Below are 15,769 nucleotides of genomic sequence, written 5' to 3' on the forward strand. Positions count from 1 at the left end.
ACAAAAGTACTAATTTTCTAAAATATTCTTGGTCGGTTTGTCTTTTTTTTTAACTTAGGGGCCAACAAAGATATAATGTCTTTGCTAACCATGAAATTATTACTAACACTTTAAATCTTTTGATATGAGAGTTTATCAGACGAATGAAATCAAAAACATTGCATTGCTTGGCAGTGCGGGAAGTGGCAAGACGACGCTTGCCGAGAGTATGCTTTTTGAGGCTGGAATAATTAAACGTCGAGGAAGTGTTGAGAATAAGAACACTGTAAGCGATTATTTTCCAGTAGAGTTAGAGTATGGTTATTCAGTCTTTCCAACGGTATTTCATGTTGAATGGAATAATAAGAAGCTGAATATCATTGACTGTCCGGGGAGTGATGACTTTGTAGGCGGGGCAATAACTTCATTGAATGTGACCGATATTGCTTTGATATTGATTAATGGTCAGTATGGACCTGAGGTTGGAACTCAAAATAATTTCCGTTATACTGAAAAGCTCAAGAAACCTGTTATCTTCTTAATCAATCAGTTAGATAGTGAAAAATGTGATTTTGAAAGTATCATTTCTTCTATGCAAGACATTTATGGTTCGAAGTGTGTACAGGTCCAATATCCTTTGCAAACAGGTCCAGGATTCAATGCTTTAATTGATGTCTTGGTGATGAAGAAATATTCTTGGAAACCCGAAGGCGGTGCACCAATAGTTGAAGATATTCCAGAAGAGGAAATGGAGAAGGCTTTAGAACTTCATAAGAAGTTAGTTGAAGCAGCGGCAGAAAATGACGAACATTTGATGGAAAAGTTCTTTGAAGATGAAACTTTGACTGAGGATGAACTGCGAGAAGGTATTCGGAAAGGCCTGATTACACGAAGTATTTTCCCTATATTCTGTGTATGTGCAGGAAAAGATATGGGAGTTCAGCGTTTGATGGAATTCCTTGGAAATGTTGTTCCCTTTGTAAGTGAAATGCCAAAACAACATAATTCACGAGGTGAAGAAGTTGTTCCTGCGTCAGAAGGACCCACGAGTTTGTATTTCTTTAAGACAGGAATGGAGCCGCATATTGGGGAAGTTAGCTACTTCAAAGTTATGAGTGGACAGGTTAAACCGGGTGATGATTTGACCAATTCTGACCGTGGAAGTCGCGAACGTATGGGGCAAATTTATGCGTGTGCAGGTGCAAATCGTATTGCAGTTGATATGCTAAACGCTGGTGATATTGGTTGTACCGTGAAATTGAAAGACGTAAAAACGGGTAATGCTTTGAATGGAAAAGATTGTGATTGGCATTATAATTTTATCAAATATCCTAATTCTAAATACAGCCGAGCAATAAAAACGGTAAATTCGCAAGATACAGAAAAGCTCATGGCTGCCATGGTAAAGATGCATCAAGAAGATCCAACCTGGGTGGTAGAACAAAGTAAAGAGCTGAGACAGATTATTGTTCATGGACAAGGAGAATTCCATTTGAGAACCTTGAAGTGGCGTTTAGAGAATAATGAAAAATTGCAAGTGAAGTTTGGGGAGCCTCGAATTCCTTATCGAGAGACGATTACCAAGAAAGCAAAAGCAGAATACCGACATAAGAAACAAAGTGGTGGCGCAGGTCAGTTTGGTGAGGTTCATCTCATAGTGGAACCTTATGCTGAAGGTATGCCCGATCCAACAATGTATAATTTCAATGGCCAAGAGTTCAAAGTAAACATCAAAGGCAAGGAAGTTGTGGACTTAGAGTGGGGTGGAAAACTTGTGTTTATCAACTCGGTTGTCGGCGGAGCAATTGACTCTCGCTTTATGCCAGCTATTTTAAAAGGTATCATGGATTGTATGGAACATGGTCCGTTGACAGGTAGTTACGCCCGTGACGTTCGTGTAGTAGTGTATGATGGTAAAATGCATCCTGTTGATAGTAATGAACTTTCGTTTATGCTTGCTGCACGTCATGCTTTTGCTGATGCCTTCCGTAATGCTGGACCGAAGATCTTAGAGCCTATATATGATTTGGAAGTATTTGTTCCTTCTGATTTTATGGGTGATGTAATGAGTGATCTTCAGGGTCGAAGAGCATTGATTATGGGAATGGATGCAGAAGCTGGTTATCAAAAGTTGCAAGCCAAAATCCCATTGAAGGAGTTGAATAACTATAGCATTTCGTTGAGCTCATTAACAGGTGGTCGCGCATCGTTTACAGCAAAATTTGCAAGTTATGAACTTGTTCCGACAGATTTACAGGCAAATTTGATTAGTGAACATAGTGCAGAGTTGGCAGAAGAACAAGATTAAAAGTTATTTGATAATAAATATAATGGGTGAGAATATTATAGTTCTCGCCCTTTGTAATTGTATATATGTAATCAAAATATTATTATGTTGTTAAATTAAATAAATTAGGGTGATTATTTTAACACATTCATGTTAACTTGTTAAAGATTAGTTTATCTTTGTCATTATGAAGAAAAGAACGATATGGACAATTGCTACCATCATGGGAATCTCATTTATGGGGCTCTTATTCCTGCAGTTGAGCTATATACAGGAGATGGCAGAAATGAAGAAGGAGCAGTTTGATGAATCCGTCAACCGAGCTCTTTATCAGGCTTCACGCAATCTTGAATTGAATGAAACCCTTCGATATTTAGAGAAAGATGTGAAGGAAAGTGAGCGGCGTTCTTTTGTTCGTGATTCCGTTGGTACACGTTCGGGGCAACCCAATGATGGTACAATTCAGCAGAGCCACCAGTATTCTACTATAGGTAAAGATGGTACGGTGTATTCATCATTTGAGTTGAAAACCATAGCGACAAAACCGGCTTCAATGCCAAAAGGAATGATTCTCAAGACAGATAAGAACTCTTTGTCTGAGGCTTCTAAGTCTTTACAGGAGATTATTAAGAATCGTTATGTCTATCAGAAAGCCTTATTGGATGAAGTCGTTTATTCTATATTGTACTCTGCTTCGGATAAACCCTTGAAGGAACGCATTAATTTTAAGCTTCTTGATCAAGATTTGAGAGCGGAACTAATGAATAATGGTATCAACATACCTTATCACTTTACGGTTTCAACTCAGGATGGAAGAGAGGTGTATCGCTGTCCAGATTACTCGGATGAAGGGGAAGAATTTACTTATTCACAGGTGCTGTTTAGGAATGATCCTCAGTCGAAAATGGGGGTTGTGAAGATTCATTTTCCAGATATGAATAATTATATTTTTTCGAGTATTCGATTCATGATACCGAGTATAATCTTTACATTGGTGTTGTTGGTAACGTTCATCTTTACGATAGTCATAATCTTTAGATCAAAACGTTATAGTGAGATAAAGAATGACTTTATAAATAACATGACGCATGAACTTAAGACTCCAATTGCCAGTATATCTCTGGCTGCGCAGATGTTAAATGATAAAAGTGTTACGAAGAATGAATCGATGATGGCTCATTTGGGCTCCGTTATTAATGATGAAAGTCGTCGTTTACGGTTCCTTGTTGAAAAAGTATTGCAAATGAGCATGTACGATCGCAAGAAAGCTGTATTAAAAAAGCGTGAGATAGATATCAATGAGATGATAGAGAGCATTGGAAATTCGTTCACCTTGCGTGTAGAACATACTGGAGGAAAGGTTTATACAGAGATAGAAGCAGTTGACTCTATGATCTATGTTGATGATATGCATTTTCAGAATGTGATTTTTAATCTCTTGGATAATGCTGTAAAATATAAGAATCCTGACCAGCCTTTGAATGTTTATTTGAGGACTTGGAATGAAGGAAAGAAGGTTTGTGTCTCTGTGAGAGATACTGGAATGGGTATAAAAAAAGAGAACTTAAAAAAAGTATTCGATAAATTCTATCGTGTGCATACAGGCAATGTACATGATGTAAAAGGCTTTGGTCTCGGTCTTGCTTATGTGAAAAAAATGGTAGATTTGCATGATGGAGATATCCATGTAGATAGTGAATATGGAAAAGGAACGACTTTTACGATTAAGTTACCCTATGTTGAGAGTTAATTATAGAGTTATAAATAAGATTACTAACATTAAAAATATGAAGTTATGGAAGACAAATTGAAGATTCTTTTATGTGAAGATGATGAGAACTTGGGAATGCTTCTACGTGAGTATTTACAAGCAAAAGGTTATGCCGCTACACTTTGTCCAGATGGCGAAGTCGGTTATAGAGAGTTTTTGAAGACAAAGTTTGATATTTGTGTCTTAGATGTGATGATGCCTAAAAAGGATGGATTTACACTGGCACAAGAGATACGTCAGGCGAATACGGAAATACCTATTATCTTTTTAACGGCAAAAACCTTGAAAGAAGATATATTAGAAGGCTTTAAGATTGGTGCTGATGATTATATCACTAAGCCTTTTTCTATGGAAGAACTTGTGTTTCGTATTGAGGCAATTTTGAGAAGAGTTCGTGGTAAGAAAAATAAAGAAAGCACACTCTATCATATTGGCAAGTTTACTTTTGATACTCAAAAACAACTGCTTGTGATTGGAGAGAAGCAAACAAAATTAACTACAAAGGAAAACGAATTGCTTGCTTTGTTGTGCTCACATGCCAATGAAATTTTGCAGCGTGACTTTGCTTTGAAAACTATTTGGATAGATGACAATTATTTCAATGCACGTTCTATGGATGTGTATATTACCAAATTGCGTAAACATCTGAAAGATGATCCCCAAATAGAGATCATTAATATCCATGGCAAGGGATATAAGTTGATTACTCCAGAAGAGGATTAATTGAATATTTAATATCTACTTTGGTGCTTATCGTTCATTGTGTGCCCAATAATACCAATGACGATAAGCACCAAGCTTATAAATAGTAAATAGTTCGACTGGTATAATTTAAATATGTGATGGATGCATAAAATAATGACACCTAAATATACCAGTGGTAAGTTTACTAATTTTTGTAATTGTCTTCTTTTTGTAAAAGCAAACCTTTTCATTCATCTTATTTTGGCACAAAAATACAAAATAATTTGTTTATCTCACAAATAAAATGTAATTTTGCAAAACTTTTTGGAGATATAATGCCTAATAGTATTTAATCTTCAAATATAAATTAAACGTTTAAATAATAATTTTTTCAATTTTATTAGTATGAATCAATACGAAACCGTTTTCATTTTGACTCCCGTTTTGTCTGATGAACAGATGAAGGAAACGGTCGCTAAATTCAGAAATCTCCTCACAGATAATGGAGCCGAGATTTTGAATGAAGAGATCTGGGGATTGAAAAAGATGGCTTATGCTATCGAGAAGAAGTCAACAGGTTTTTATTGCCTGGTTGAATTTAAAGGTGAACCATCAATCGTTAACACGCTTGAGACAGGATTCCGTCGTGACGAAAAAGTAATTCGTTACATGACAGTGCGTCTTGATAAGTATGCTGTACAGTATGCAGAAAAGCGCAGAAGTAAACTTGGTAAAAAAGAGGAGGCTTAATTATGGCAGAGCAGAAAAAAACAGAAATCCGTTATTTGACAGCTCCTTCAATCGACACTCGTAAGAAGAAATATTGTCGTTTTAAGAAGAGTGGTATTAAGTATATTGACTATAAGGATCCTGAGTTCTTGAAGAAATTCTTGAATGAGCAAGGTAAAATCTTACCTCGTCGTATTACAGGTACATCTTTGAAGTATCAACGTCGTGTGGCACAAGCCATTAAGCGTGCCCGTCAGATTGCTTTGCTTCCATATGTAACCGATTTGATGAAGTAATAAAGGAGGATTTTGATATGGAAATTATACTGAAAGAAGATATTATCGGACTTGGATACAAGAATGATATTGTGAATGTAAAGAATGGTTATGGACGTAACTATTTGATTCCTACAGGTAAAGGTGTTATTGCTTCTGATTCAGCAAAGAAAGTTTTAGCTGAAGATTTGAAACAGCAAGCACACAAACTTGCTGCTATTAAAGCTGAAGCTGAGAAGAAAGGTAATGCTCTGAGTGGTGTTTCTCTTACAATTACAGCGAAAGTAAGTGCAACGGGTGCTCTTTATGGTTCTGTGAATGCAGCTACAGTCGCAGAAGAGTTATCAAAGAAAGGCATTGAGGTTGATCGTAAGATTATCACGATGCATGACATCAAAAAGGTTGGCGAATTTGAGGCAACAGTGCACTTCCATAAGGAAGTAGAGGTAAAGGTACCTGTAATAGTTGTTCCAGAGAATGCTCCTGTAGAGAAGGTTGCAGTAGAGGATACTCCTAAAGCAGAGGTTGAAGTTGAAGAAACACCTGCTGCAGAATAATAGAATAACAATTATTGCACTGTAAAGCAAATCTATATAAATCCCGAGAACAACTTGTTTGTTTTCGGGATTTTCTTTTTCTATTGCATGTTTCTGCTTTTTTTTTTGTAGCTTTGCAAAGAATATTATAAACATTTAAATATCATATAATGAAAGCTTTTGTATTTCCTGGGCAGGGTGCTCAGTTTGTTGGTATGGGTAAGGACTTGTATGAGACTAATGCACTTGCCAAAAAATATTTTGATAGAGCAGATGAAATTCTTGGTTTTAAGATTACTGAGATAATGTTCAATGGAACAGATGAACAATTAAAGGAAACCAAAGTGACCCAACCTGCAGTTTTTTTGCATAGTGTTATTCAAGCATTATGTTTAGGCGACAGCTTTAATCCAGCAATGGTCGCTGGTCATTCACTTGGTGAATTTTCTGCACTTGTTGCTTCGGGAACTTTAGATTTTGAAGACGGTTTGAGGTTAGTGGCATCTCGTGCCAATGCTATGCAGAAGGCATGTGAAATTAATTCTGGTACTATGGCTGCTATTATAGGTCTTTCTGACGAAAAAGTTGAGGAGATTTGTGCTTCTGTTAGTTCTGAAGGTGATATTGTAGTAGCTGCAAATTATAATTGTCCAGGACAATTAGTAATTTCAGGTAATGTCAATGCTGTTAATGTTGCATGTGAAAAATTAAAAGAAGCTGGTGCGAAACGTGCACTACCCTTAAAGGTAAGTGGTGCTTTCCATTCTCCTTTAATGCAACCTGCTAAAGACGAATTGCAGGCAGCTATTGAGAAAACAACATTTAAGTCACCTAAATGTTCAGTCTATCAGAATGTAGATGCAAAGCCGCATACAGATGCAGAAGAGATAAAATTGAATTTGATAGCCCAGCTAACAAGTCCTGTTCGTTGGACAGCAAGTGTTCAAACCATGATTCATGATGGTGCTGATGATTTTACGGAGTGTGGTCCGGGGAAGGCACTTCAGGGGATGATTGGTAGGATTGATAAGAATGTTAATGCTCATGGCATTGCATAATGAAAGATAAAATACTAATATATCAAGTATTACCAAGACTTTTCGGTAATCGGAACGAATCATTAACTGAATTCGGGACGATTGCCGAAAATGGTTGTGGTAAGTTTTCTTCGTTTGATGATAAGACTCTAAAAACTTTAAGTGATATGGGATTTACCCATATTTGGTTTACAGGAATCATCAGACATGCAACACAAACAGACTATTCTATACATGGTATTCCTGTTCAACATGCTGAACTTGTGAAAGGACAAGCTGGTTCACCTTATGCTATTGTAGACTATTATGATGTTGATCCTGATCTTGCAGATAATGTTTCTTTGCGAATGACTGAATGGAAACGATTAGTTGATCGTACGCATACTGCGGGAATGAAGGTGATTATAGATTTTGTCCCTAATCATGTTGCACGCGAGTATTTATCTATTTGCAAACCACAAGATGTACAGGATATAGGTGCTACTGATAATTCTTCCATGGCATTTTCACCATCTAATAATTTCTATTATTGTTGGGGAGAGCCTCTTGATTTGAGTTTAATCACAGCACATTCTACATACAACGAGATTCCCGCTAAGGCTACAGGAAATGATCATTTCGATGCACATCCAGCATCAAATGATTGGTATGAAACCATAAAATTAAACTATGGTGTAGACTATTGTGATGCAGGAGGACGTAGTTATCATTTTAATCCGCGTCCTGAAACATGGGATAAAATGACAAATATCCTTCTGTATTGGGCATCAATGGGGATTGATGGCTTTCGTTGTGATATGGCAGAAATGGTTCCTGTAGATTTTTGGAACTATGCAATTAGAAACATTAAAGCAAATTTCCCATCATTAATCTTTATAGGAGAAGTTTACGATATGTCACAATATTGTAGCTATATTGCTAATGGCTTTGACTATTTGTATGATAAAGTGGGTATGTATGATTGCCTGCGTGGCATTATTACGGGTGTAAGAAGTGCTAATGAGATTACACATTGGTGGCAGGCAACAGATGATATCAATTCTCATATGCTCTATTTTCTTGAAAATCATGATGAACAAAGAATTGCGAGTGATTTCTTTGCGGGTGAAGGATATAAAGCAATTCCAGCTGTAGCTGTAGCTCTTTTTATGAGGACAAATCCTTTTATGCTTTATAGTGGGCAGGAGTTTGGAGAGCGAGGTATGGATAAAGAGGGCTTTAGTGGTTTAGATGGAAGAACTACAATTTTTGATTATTGGTCAGTTTCAACACTTCGACGTGCTTTCTCTGAGACGCCGTCCTTGACAAAAGAAGAAAAAGAACTTGCAGAATCTTATCGTAAACTACTTCATATTTCTCGAACAGAAGTTGCAATTCAAGAAGGTGAATTCTTTGATTTAACTTATGCAAATCCTAATAGTGAGCACTTTGATTCATGTAGAGAGTTTGCATTTATGCGAAAGAAAGGTAACGTCGTATTACTCATTGTAGCGAATTTCTCTAATGAAAAAAAAGATACAAACGTCATTATCCCTTCACATGCATTCGATTTTTGGCATCTTCCCGAGATGAAGATTGTATCGCAGGAATTATTGAGTGGTAAATTCTTTAATTTAGATTTAAGATGCGACTCGGCTGTTCGTGTGACAGTTCCCGCTTATGGTTGTGGAGTGTTTAAGTTTGATTTGAGTATGAAGAATAATGATTATTTGTTTAATGAACACAATAAAGAAGAGTTCCCTCCAGCGCATACTGCTGAACATTTACTCAACCAAGTAATGATTCAAATGTTTCATTGTGATAGGAGTTACAATGCTCATATTGAAAGGAAGAAGAGCAAGATGAGCTTTATCTTGAATCATAAACCTACAAGACAAGAAGAAAAAGAAATTGAAAGGAGGATGAATGAACTTATTCAAGAAGACTTACCTGTTACTTACGAACTTGTTGATAGAGCGCATATTCCAGATGGTGTTACTCTTGACAGGTTACCAAATGATGTATCAGAAATGTTACGTTTGGTTCATATAGGGACATTTGATATCTGTCCTTGTATAGGTAAGCATGTTCGTTCTACTTCACAAATTGGGCGTTTTGAAATGCTTGGTACGAAATGGGATGAATCAAACCATTCCTTTAGGATACGTTTCAAAGTTATCCAATAGAAGTTTATTTAAAATGATGTTTTCTTTGTCAAAAGGAGAACATCATTTCTTTTTGTGCAATTTATTCTTTTACTTTGTAATCTAATTTCTAATTTAATGAATCAGACTGCGATATTAACGATAACGGGAAGTGACGGCACTGGTGAATCAGGTTTGCAAGCAGATGTAAGAACGATAACTGCATTAGGTTGTCATGCAGTGTCTGCAATAACGACAATAACGATTCAGAACACGCTTGGCATCCAGTGTTTTTATGATATCCCATGTGATATTGTTGCAGCTCAGATAGAGGCAATTGTCAATGATGTTCAACCTACTGTAATCAAAATCGGTATGATTCGGAGTGTTGAAATGTTGAATGTCATTGTCAATACGATTGTGAAGTATAAGCCAAAGCATGTTGTTTTTGATCCTGTTATCAGTTCTTTTTTGAAGGAGAAATTGATGAGTCGAGATGTTATCTCGCAGATTAGATCATGTCTCTTACCACTTTGTTCTGTTATTATTATTCAGCATTCAGAGAATGATTTGCTTTTAGGTGAGTGCTCATTCCCTAATGTTTACTTCATAGAAGATATCAAACGACATGGTGTTCGGAATGTTTTTACCAGTGCTGTAGCTGTTTATTTGCAGAAAGGAAAGTCTAATGAAGAGGCTTTTCAGCTTGCTCGAAAGTATGTTGAACAATCAATGGTTTCGCCAAGCCCACTTAATGGTAGGAGTTTAGAATTGTTTCACGAGTTTATCCACTTAGTACATCAGAATTATCAGACAAACAGTGATGTTGCTTTTTATGCTAATTGTATGAATGTTTCTGCACGATACTTAGCTCAGGTTTGTAAACGCGTGGTTTCAAAGTCACCAAAAGCAATTATTGATGATTATATAGTTGACCAGCTATCCAAATCTCTTACGGCAGAGACTTCTAAAACAATTCAACAGCTTGCCTATGAGTTTGGCTTTTCCAATCAAGCTCATTTTTCTAAGTTTTTCCATAAAATAAAAGGGATTTCTCCTTCAGAATATAGAAAACTTCAACATGAATAATTTAATTAATACAAAGAATATGAATAATAAGAATGAACGTCAAGAATTAAATCGGAACCTTGCACAGATGTTGAAGGGTGGTGTTATTATGGATGTAACAACTCCCGAACAAGCGAAAATTGCAGAAGCTGCCGGTGCTTGTGCTGTTATGGCATTAGAAAGAATCCCTGCAGACATTAGGGCAGCTGGAGGAGTATCAAGAATGAGTGACCCTAAGATGATTAAAGGTATCCAAGAAGCAGTAAGTATTCCTGTTATGGCTAAGTGCCGAATTGGACATATTGCAGAGGCACAGATTCTTCAAGCTATCGACATAGATTATATTGATGAGAGTGAGGTTTTATCTCCTGCAGATAATATTTATCATATTGATAAAACTCAATTTAATGTTCCTTTTGTATGCGGAGCACGTAATTTAGGCGAGGCTCTGCGTAGAATAGCAGAAGGTGCAACGATGATTCGCACAAAGGGTGAGCCTGGTACAGGTGATGTTGTACAGGCTGTAAGTCACATGCGATTGATGCAAAGTGAGATTCATCGACTATCAAGTATGGCTGAAGATGAACTTTTTGAAGCAGCTAAGCAGTTGCAAGCACCTTACGATCTTGTTAAATTTGTACATGACCATAATCATTTGCCTGTTGTAAACTTTGCCGCTGGTGGTGTAGCTACACCTGCAGATGCAGCATTGATGATGCTTTTGGGGGCAGAAGGAGTCTTTGTTGGAAGCGGAATCTTTAAGAGTGGTAATCCTGAAAAGCGTGCTGCTGCCATTGTTCAAGCTGTAACCAACTATAATGATCCTGCTTGTCTTGCTGCACTTAGTGAAGACTTAGGGGAGGCTATGGTAGGAATTAATGAAGATGAAATAGAACTTCTAATGGCTGAACGCGGAAAATGAGAATCGCAGTTCTTGCATTACAAGGGGCGTTTGCTGAACATCGGCAGATGCTCCATCGATTAGGTGTCGAAAGTTTTGAAGTTCGTCAGCTTGCAGACTGGCAACAGTCGAAAGATGCTTTGATTATTCCCGGAGGAGAGAGTACTGTTCAAGCATCTTTACTGGGCAAACAAAATCTTTTGCTTCCTATACGTGAAGCTATTCAAAACGGACTTCCTGTGTTTGGCACATGTGCAGGCTTAATACTGCTGGCCAAGCAGGTTGAGCATGAATCGAATGAGCGAATAGCTACTATGGATATAGAGGTTAAGCGGAATGCTTATGGCAGACAATTGGGGAGTTTCAATACAGAAGCTTCGTTTGCCGACGTTATGGTTCCCATGACTTTTATCCGAGCGCCTTATATTAGTAAGGTAAATGATGGTGTTCGAGTGCTTTCTGAGGTAGATGGCAGAATTGTTGCAGCTCGTGAACAACAACAACTTGTAACAGCCTTTCATCCAGAACTCACTGAAAACACATTTGTGCATAAATACTTCTTGCAAATGATTCAAGGCAACGTATAACTTCCCTAACATTGAGAATGTTGTCCAAATCATTTGTTTCTATAACAGGAAACGTTCTTCTCTGTGTGCGTATAGAGGAACGTTTCCTTTTTGTATATAGATAATAAAGGTTATTATTTTAGTTTGGAAGTATGATAATGTTCTTGTTTTAATCATTTGATTGGTATTCAGATTCAATATTATTTTGTAACTTTGCAACTTAGTAGAAAGATAATAAACACATACGTATTATGTATAGAACAAATACATGTGGAGAGCTTCGTCTCTCTGATGTTGGAAAAGAAGTAGTTTTGGCTGGATGGGTACAGCGATCAAGAAAGATGGGAGGTATGACCTTTGTTGATCTCCGTGATCGTTATGGTATCACACAGCTTGTTTTTAATGAAGCTGATGATCATTCTCTTTGTGATGCTGCCAACAAACTCGGTCGTGAATATTGCATCCAGATAAAGGGTGTTGTCAGTGAACGCCAGAGTAAGAATCCAAAGATAGACACAGGTGATATTGAAATCTTAGTAAAGACACTTCAAATTCTCTCACCTTCATTAACTCCTCCATTCACCATTGAAGATGAATCAGATGGAGGTGACGACATCCGTATGAAGTATCGTTACCTTGATTTACGTCGAAATGCGGTGCGAAAGAATTTAGAGTTGCGTCATCGTATGACAATCTTGATTCGCAACTTCTTAGATTCTCAAAACTTCATTGAAGTAGAAACTCCGATACTTATTGGTAGTACGCCAGAAGGTGCACGCGACTTTGTTGTTCCAAGTCGCATGAATCCTGGCCAGTTCTATGCGCTTCCACAGAGTCCACAAACACTGAAACAATTGTTGATGGTTGCAGGCTTTGATCGTTATTTCCAAATTGCAAAGTGCTTCCGAGATGAAGATTTGCGTGCCGATCGTCAGCCTGAGTTTACTCAAATCGATTGCGAGATGAGTTTTGTTGACCAAGATGATGTCATCAATTTGTTCGAAGAGATGGCACGCCACTTGTTCAAAGAGATTCGCGGAGTTGAGTTGCCCAAGCTACAACAAATGACATGGCACGAAGCAATGAAGCGTTTTGGTAGTGATAAACCTGATTTGCGTTTCGGAATGGAGTTTGTTGAACTCAAGGATGCTTTTGCAGGAAAGGGCACTTTCTCAGTGTTTGATGAAGCGAAATATATTGGTGGTATTTGTGTTCCAGGTTGTGCAGACTACAGCCGCAAGCAACTTAATGAGTTGACAGACTTTGTCAAGCGACCACAGGTTGGTGCGAAAGGACTTGTTTACATTAAATATAACACCGACGGAACTATTAAGAGTTCAATTGACAAGTTCTATAGTGAAGACGAACTCCTTGAAATCAAGAAGGTCATGGGGGCCAATGATGGCGACCTTGTGCTGATTATTAGTGGAGACAACGCCAATAAAACACGCATCCAGCTTTGTGCTTTGCGTCTTGAAATGGGTGATCGACTTGGCCTTCGCGATAAAAACGTCTTTAAATGCCTTTGGATTATTGATTTCCCATTGTTTGAGTGGAGTGATGAAGAGCAGCGTCTCATGGCAACGCATCATCCATTTACAATGCCTAATCCCGACGACATCCCACTGCTTGAAAGCCAACCCGAGAAGGTGCGTGCTAAAGCTTATGACTTTGTTTGCAGTGGTATTGAAGTTGGAGGAGGCTCACTTCGTATCCACGACACACAACTTCAGGAGAAGATGTTTGAAGTTCTTGGCTTTACCAAAGAACGAGCTGAGGCGCAGTTTGGTTTCTTGATGAATGCCTTCAAATATGGAGCACCACCTCATGCAGGCCTTGCTTTCGGCTTAGATCGCTTTGTAAGTATCCTTGCCGGACTCGATTCTATTCGTGACTGCATTGCTTTCCCAAAGAATAATAGTGGACGTGACGTGATGCTTGATGCTCCAGGAACGTTAGATCAGAAACAATTAGACGAGTTGCAGCTTAAGCTCGATATCAAAGAGTAATGTTGATATATGTCAAGAAAATAGCTCTCTATGATAAGGGCTTGTAAGTTTTCTTACACAAGCTTAGTCGATTTAAAAAATAATAATTACTTTTGTGCTGTCAACTTAAATGTTTGACATGATACGCTCACATTTATGATAAAGATTAATTAATTTGTTAGTTATGGCAGAAAAGAAAGCAACAACAAAGGCTGCGCCTGCAAAGAAGGCTGCAACAAAGAAGGTCGCTGCGCCTAAGAAGGACACAGCAAAAGAGTCTGTATTGTCTATCAATGCTGAAAATGTAGGTTTCCGTGCCGGTGATGTTTACCAGGCTTTGGCAGCAGCAGGTAAGGCTCTCTCTGTAGTTGAGATTGCTAAAGCTGCAAAGATTAGCACTGAAGAAGTTTATCTCGGTATTGGCTGGCTCTTCAAAGAGGGCAAAGTTAAGGACGAGAACAATTTGATGACACTCGCATAATATTCACTGAAGAGAATATTGAGTCAAGAGGAAGGGGAACTGACTATAAGCGTTCAGTTCCCCTTTTTTTCGATTGGTTATGCAAATCTATAATAACGAAATATTAAAAGTTTTAGCTGAGGCTGGCAATGATGGATTGTCGGTCAAGAAGATTGCGCGCCATGTTCACAATGCCCATAACACCTTGTTTTCTAATGTCAGTTTCGATGAGGTTTATGCTTATGTAGGCCAATATTTGAAACGCAATTCTAAGTGTGCTGACTCCATTATAGAGCGAACCGATTTGCGCGGCGTGTATCGTATTAATTTGCGCAATGAACATTCTCAACAACTAATGTTGCAATTTCAAGATGAATATGATGAGAAGGAGAATTCACAGGAAGCAGCTGTTGACCAATCTTTATCTTTATTTGATGATTTTTAGGCCCAAAACGCAATGTGTCTAAAATTGCGCGTCATCTCCCTTCTTTTTACGCCATATTGTGATAGAAAGTTATGCGCTAACGGCAATTCTTCTTTTTTAAGTATTTCTGAAACGTTCAGAAGCGCGAAAAACTTCCATTTGGTCTTTCTGAAACGTTCAGAAGCATGAAAAACTTCTTTTTGGCCTTTCTGAAATGTTCAGAAGCGTGAAAATCTTCATTTTGGTGTTTCTGAAATGTTCAGAAGCGTGAAAAACTTCTTTTTGGTGTTTCTGAAATGTTCAGAAACATGGTTTTTTCTATTTTCGCCTTTCCGCGCCGCGCTTAAACACCAAAAATCTCTTTTACGTCTTTCCGCGCCGCGCTTAAGCACTAAAAAAATTCCATTCCGTCCTTATGTCGTTGTCAGAAGCACCAATTTTCTTTTTTTCATGCTTATGTCGTTGTCAGAAGCATTTATTTTCTCCATTCCGTGCTTATGTCATTGTCAGAAGCACCTAATTTTCTTTTTTTATGCTTATGTCGTTGTCAGAAGCACCAATTTTCTTTTTTTCATGCTTATGTCGTTGTCAGAAGCACCAATTTTCTTTTTTTCATGCTTATGTCGTTGACAGAAGCGATTATTTTCTTCATTTCGCGCTTATGTCGTTGACAGAAGCGATTATTTTCTTCATTTTGTGCTTATGTCGTTGACAGGAGCGATTATTTTCTTCATTTTGCGTTTATGTCGTTGACAGAAGCATTGGCAAAACTCTTTTTTGCCTTACTGAATGGTGTTGTAGCTTGAAATTCTTGGTGTTGTTTCCTTCCAATAGAAAATATTGTTTTCAAATTCTATTTTTGAAGTCTACGGATAGGGTAGAGGTGGGCCGTGATGATGTTTCTATTGGTATGATGATAGAATAAAAAAGCCACTCTATAA

Annotated in this window: 14 protein-coding genes; all 14 read left to right on the forward strand. The window is 37.7% G+C overall.

All coding sequences use genetic code 11. The annotated features are described in order from the left end of the window. The first annotated feature begins 124 nt into the window (after positions 1-124). The 14 genes from HMPREF9145_RS06785 to HMPREF9145_RS06850 all read left to right on the forward strand — a co-directional run bounded on the left by HMPREF9145_RS06785 (position 125) and on the right by HMPREF9145_RS06850 (position 14,849). Complete coding sequence (locus tag HMPREF9145_RS06785; protein WP_021825621.1) at positions 125-2,287, forward strand: elongation factor G; 2,163 nt, start codon at positions 125-127, stop codon at positions 2,285-2,287. Between the two features lie 166 nt (positions 2,288-2,453). After that, positions 2,454-4,016, forward strand: a complete 1,563-nt coding sequence (locus tag HMPREF9145_RS06790; protein WP_007133910.1) for a sensor histidine kinase — start codon at positions 2,454-2,456, stop codon at positions 4,014-4,016. A 45-nt stretch (positions 4,017-4,061) separates the two neighbouring features. Next, positions 4,062-4,760, forward strand: a complete 699-nt coding sequence (gene rprY / locus HMPREF9145_RS06795) for a response regulator transcription factor RprY (protein WP_007133909.1) — start codon at positions 4,062-4,064, stop codon at positions 4,758-4,760. Positions 4,761-5,126: 366 nt separating this feature from the next. Then, complete coding sequence (gene rpsF / locus HMPREF9145_RS06800; RefSeq protein WP_007133907.1) at positions 5,127-5,471, forward strand: 30S ribosomal protein S6; 345 nt, start codon at positions 5,127-5,129, stop codon at positions 5,469-5,471. A gap of 2 nt (positions 5,472-5,473) precedes the next feature. After that, a complete protein-coding gene (rpsR, locus tag HMPREF9145_RS06805) occupies positions 5,474-5,746 on the forward strand; it encodes a 30S ribosomal protein S18 (RefSeq protein WP_007133906.1) in 273 nt (90 codons plus the stop codon). Positions 5,747-5,763: 17 nt separating this feature from the next. Beyond that, entirely contained in the window at positions 5,764-6,282 is a 519-nt protein-coding gene (gene rplI, locus HMPREF9145_RS06810; protein ID WP_021825563.1) for a 50S ribosomal protein L9, read from the forward strand. Positions 6,283-6,431: 149 nt separating this feature from the next. Next, positions 6,432-7,319: an ACP S-malonyltransferase gene (gene fabD, locus HMPREF9145_RS06815; protein WP_021825561.1), complete on the forward strand. Its 888-nt coding sequence runs from the start codon at positions 6,432-6,434 to the stop codon at positions 7,317-7,319. Next, positions 7,319-9,463, forward strand: a complete 2,145-nt coding sequence (locus tag HMPREF9145_RS06820) for an alpha-amylase family glycosyl hydrolase (RefSeq protein ID WP_021825550.1) — start codon at positions 7,319-7,321, stop codon at positions 9,461-9,463. The genes fabD and HMPREF9145_RS06820 overlap by 1 nt, the downstream gene beginning before the upstream one ends. A gap of 96 nt (positions 9,464-9,559) precedes the next feature. Beyond that, positions 9,560-10,510, forward strand: coding sequence for a hydroxymethylpyrimidine/phosphomethylpyrimidine kinase (locus HMPREF9145_RS06825; RefSeq protein WP_007133902.1), 951 nt, complete (start codon positions 9,560-9,562; stop codon positions 10,508-10,510). A 19-nt stretch (positions 10,511-10,529) separates the two neighbouring features. Next, on the forward strand, positions 10,530-11,411 hold the full coding sequence (gene pdxS / locus HMPREF9145_RS06830; protein WP_021825556.1) for a pyridoxal 5'-phosphate synthase lyase subunit PdxS: 882 nt from the start codon (positions 10,530-10,532) through the stop codon (positions 11,409-11,411). After that, complete coding sequence (pdxT, locus tag HMPREF9145_RS06835; RefSeq protein WP_021825553.1) at positions 11,408-11,977, forward strand: pyridoxal 5'-phosphate synthase glutaminase subunit PdxT; 570 nt, start codon at positions 11,408-11,410, stop codon at positions 11,975-11,977. Before pdxS ends, pdxT begins: the two co-directional genes overlap by 4 nt. Before the next feature lie 230 nt (positions 11,978-12,207). Next, positions 12,208-13,965: an aspartate--tRNA ligase gene (gene aspS, locus HMPREF9145_RS06840; protein WP_021825595.1), complete on the forward strand. Its 1,758-nt coding sequence runs from the start codon at positions 12,208-12,210 to the stop codon at positions 13,963-13,965. Between the two features lie 163 nt (positions 13,966-14,128). Then, complete coding sequence (locus HMPREF9145_RS06845) at positions 14,129-14,425, forward strand: winged helix-turn-helix domain-containing protein (protein WP_021825602.1); 297 nt, start codon at positions 14,129-14,131, stop codon at positions 14,423-14,425. Positions 14,426-14,504: 79 nt separating this feature from the next. Then, the gene (locus HMPREF9145_RS06850; RefSeq protein ID WP_021825619.1) at positions 14,505-14,849 is read left to right on the forward strand and encodes a hypothetical protein; all 345 of its coding nucleotides are present in this window, start codon (positions 14,505-14,507) and stop codon (positions 14,847-14,849) included. Positions 14,850-15,769 lie beyond the last annotated feature (920 nt).

Origin of the sequence: Segatella salivae F0493, from assembly GCF_000477535.1 — a bacterium.
GTDB classification, from domain to species: domain Bacteria; phylum Bacteroidota; class Bacteroidia; order Bacteroidales; family Bacteroidaceae; genus Prevotella; species Prevotella salivae.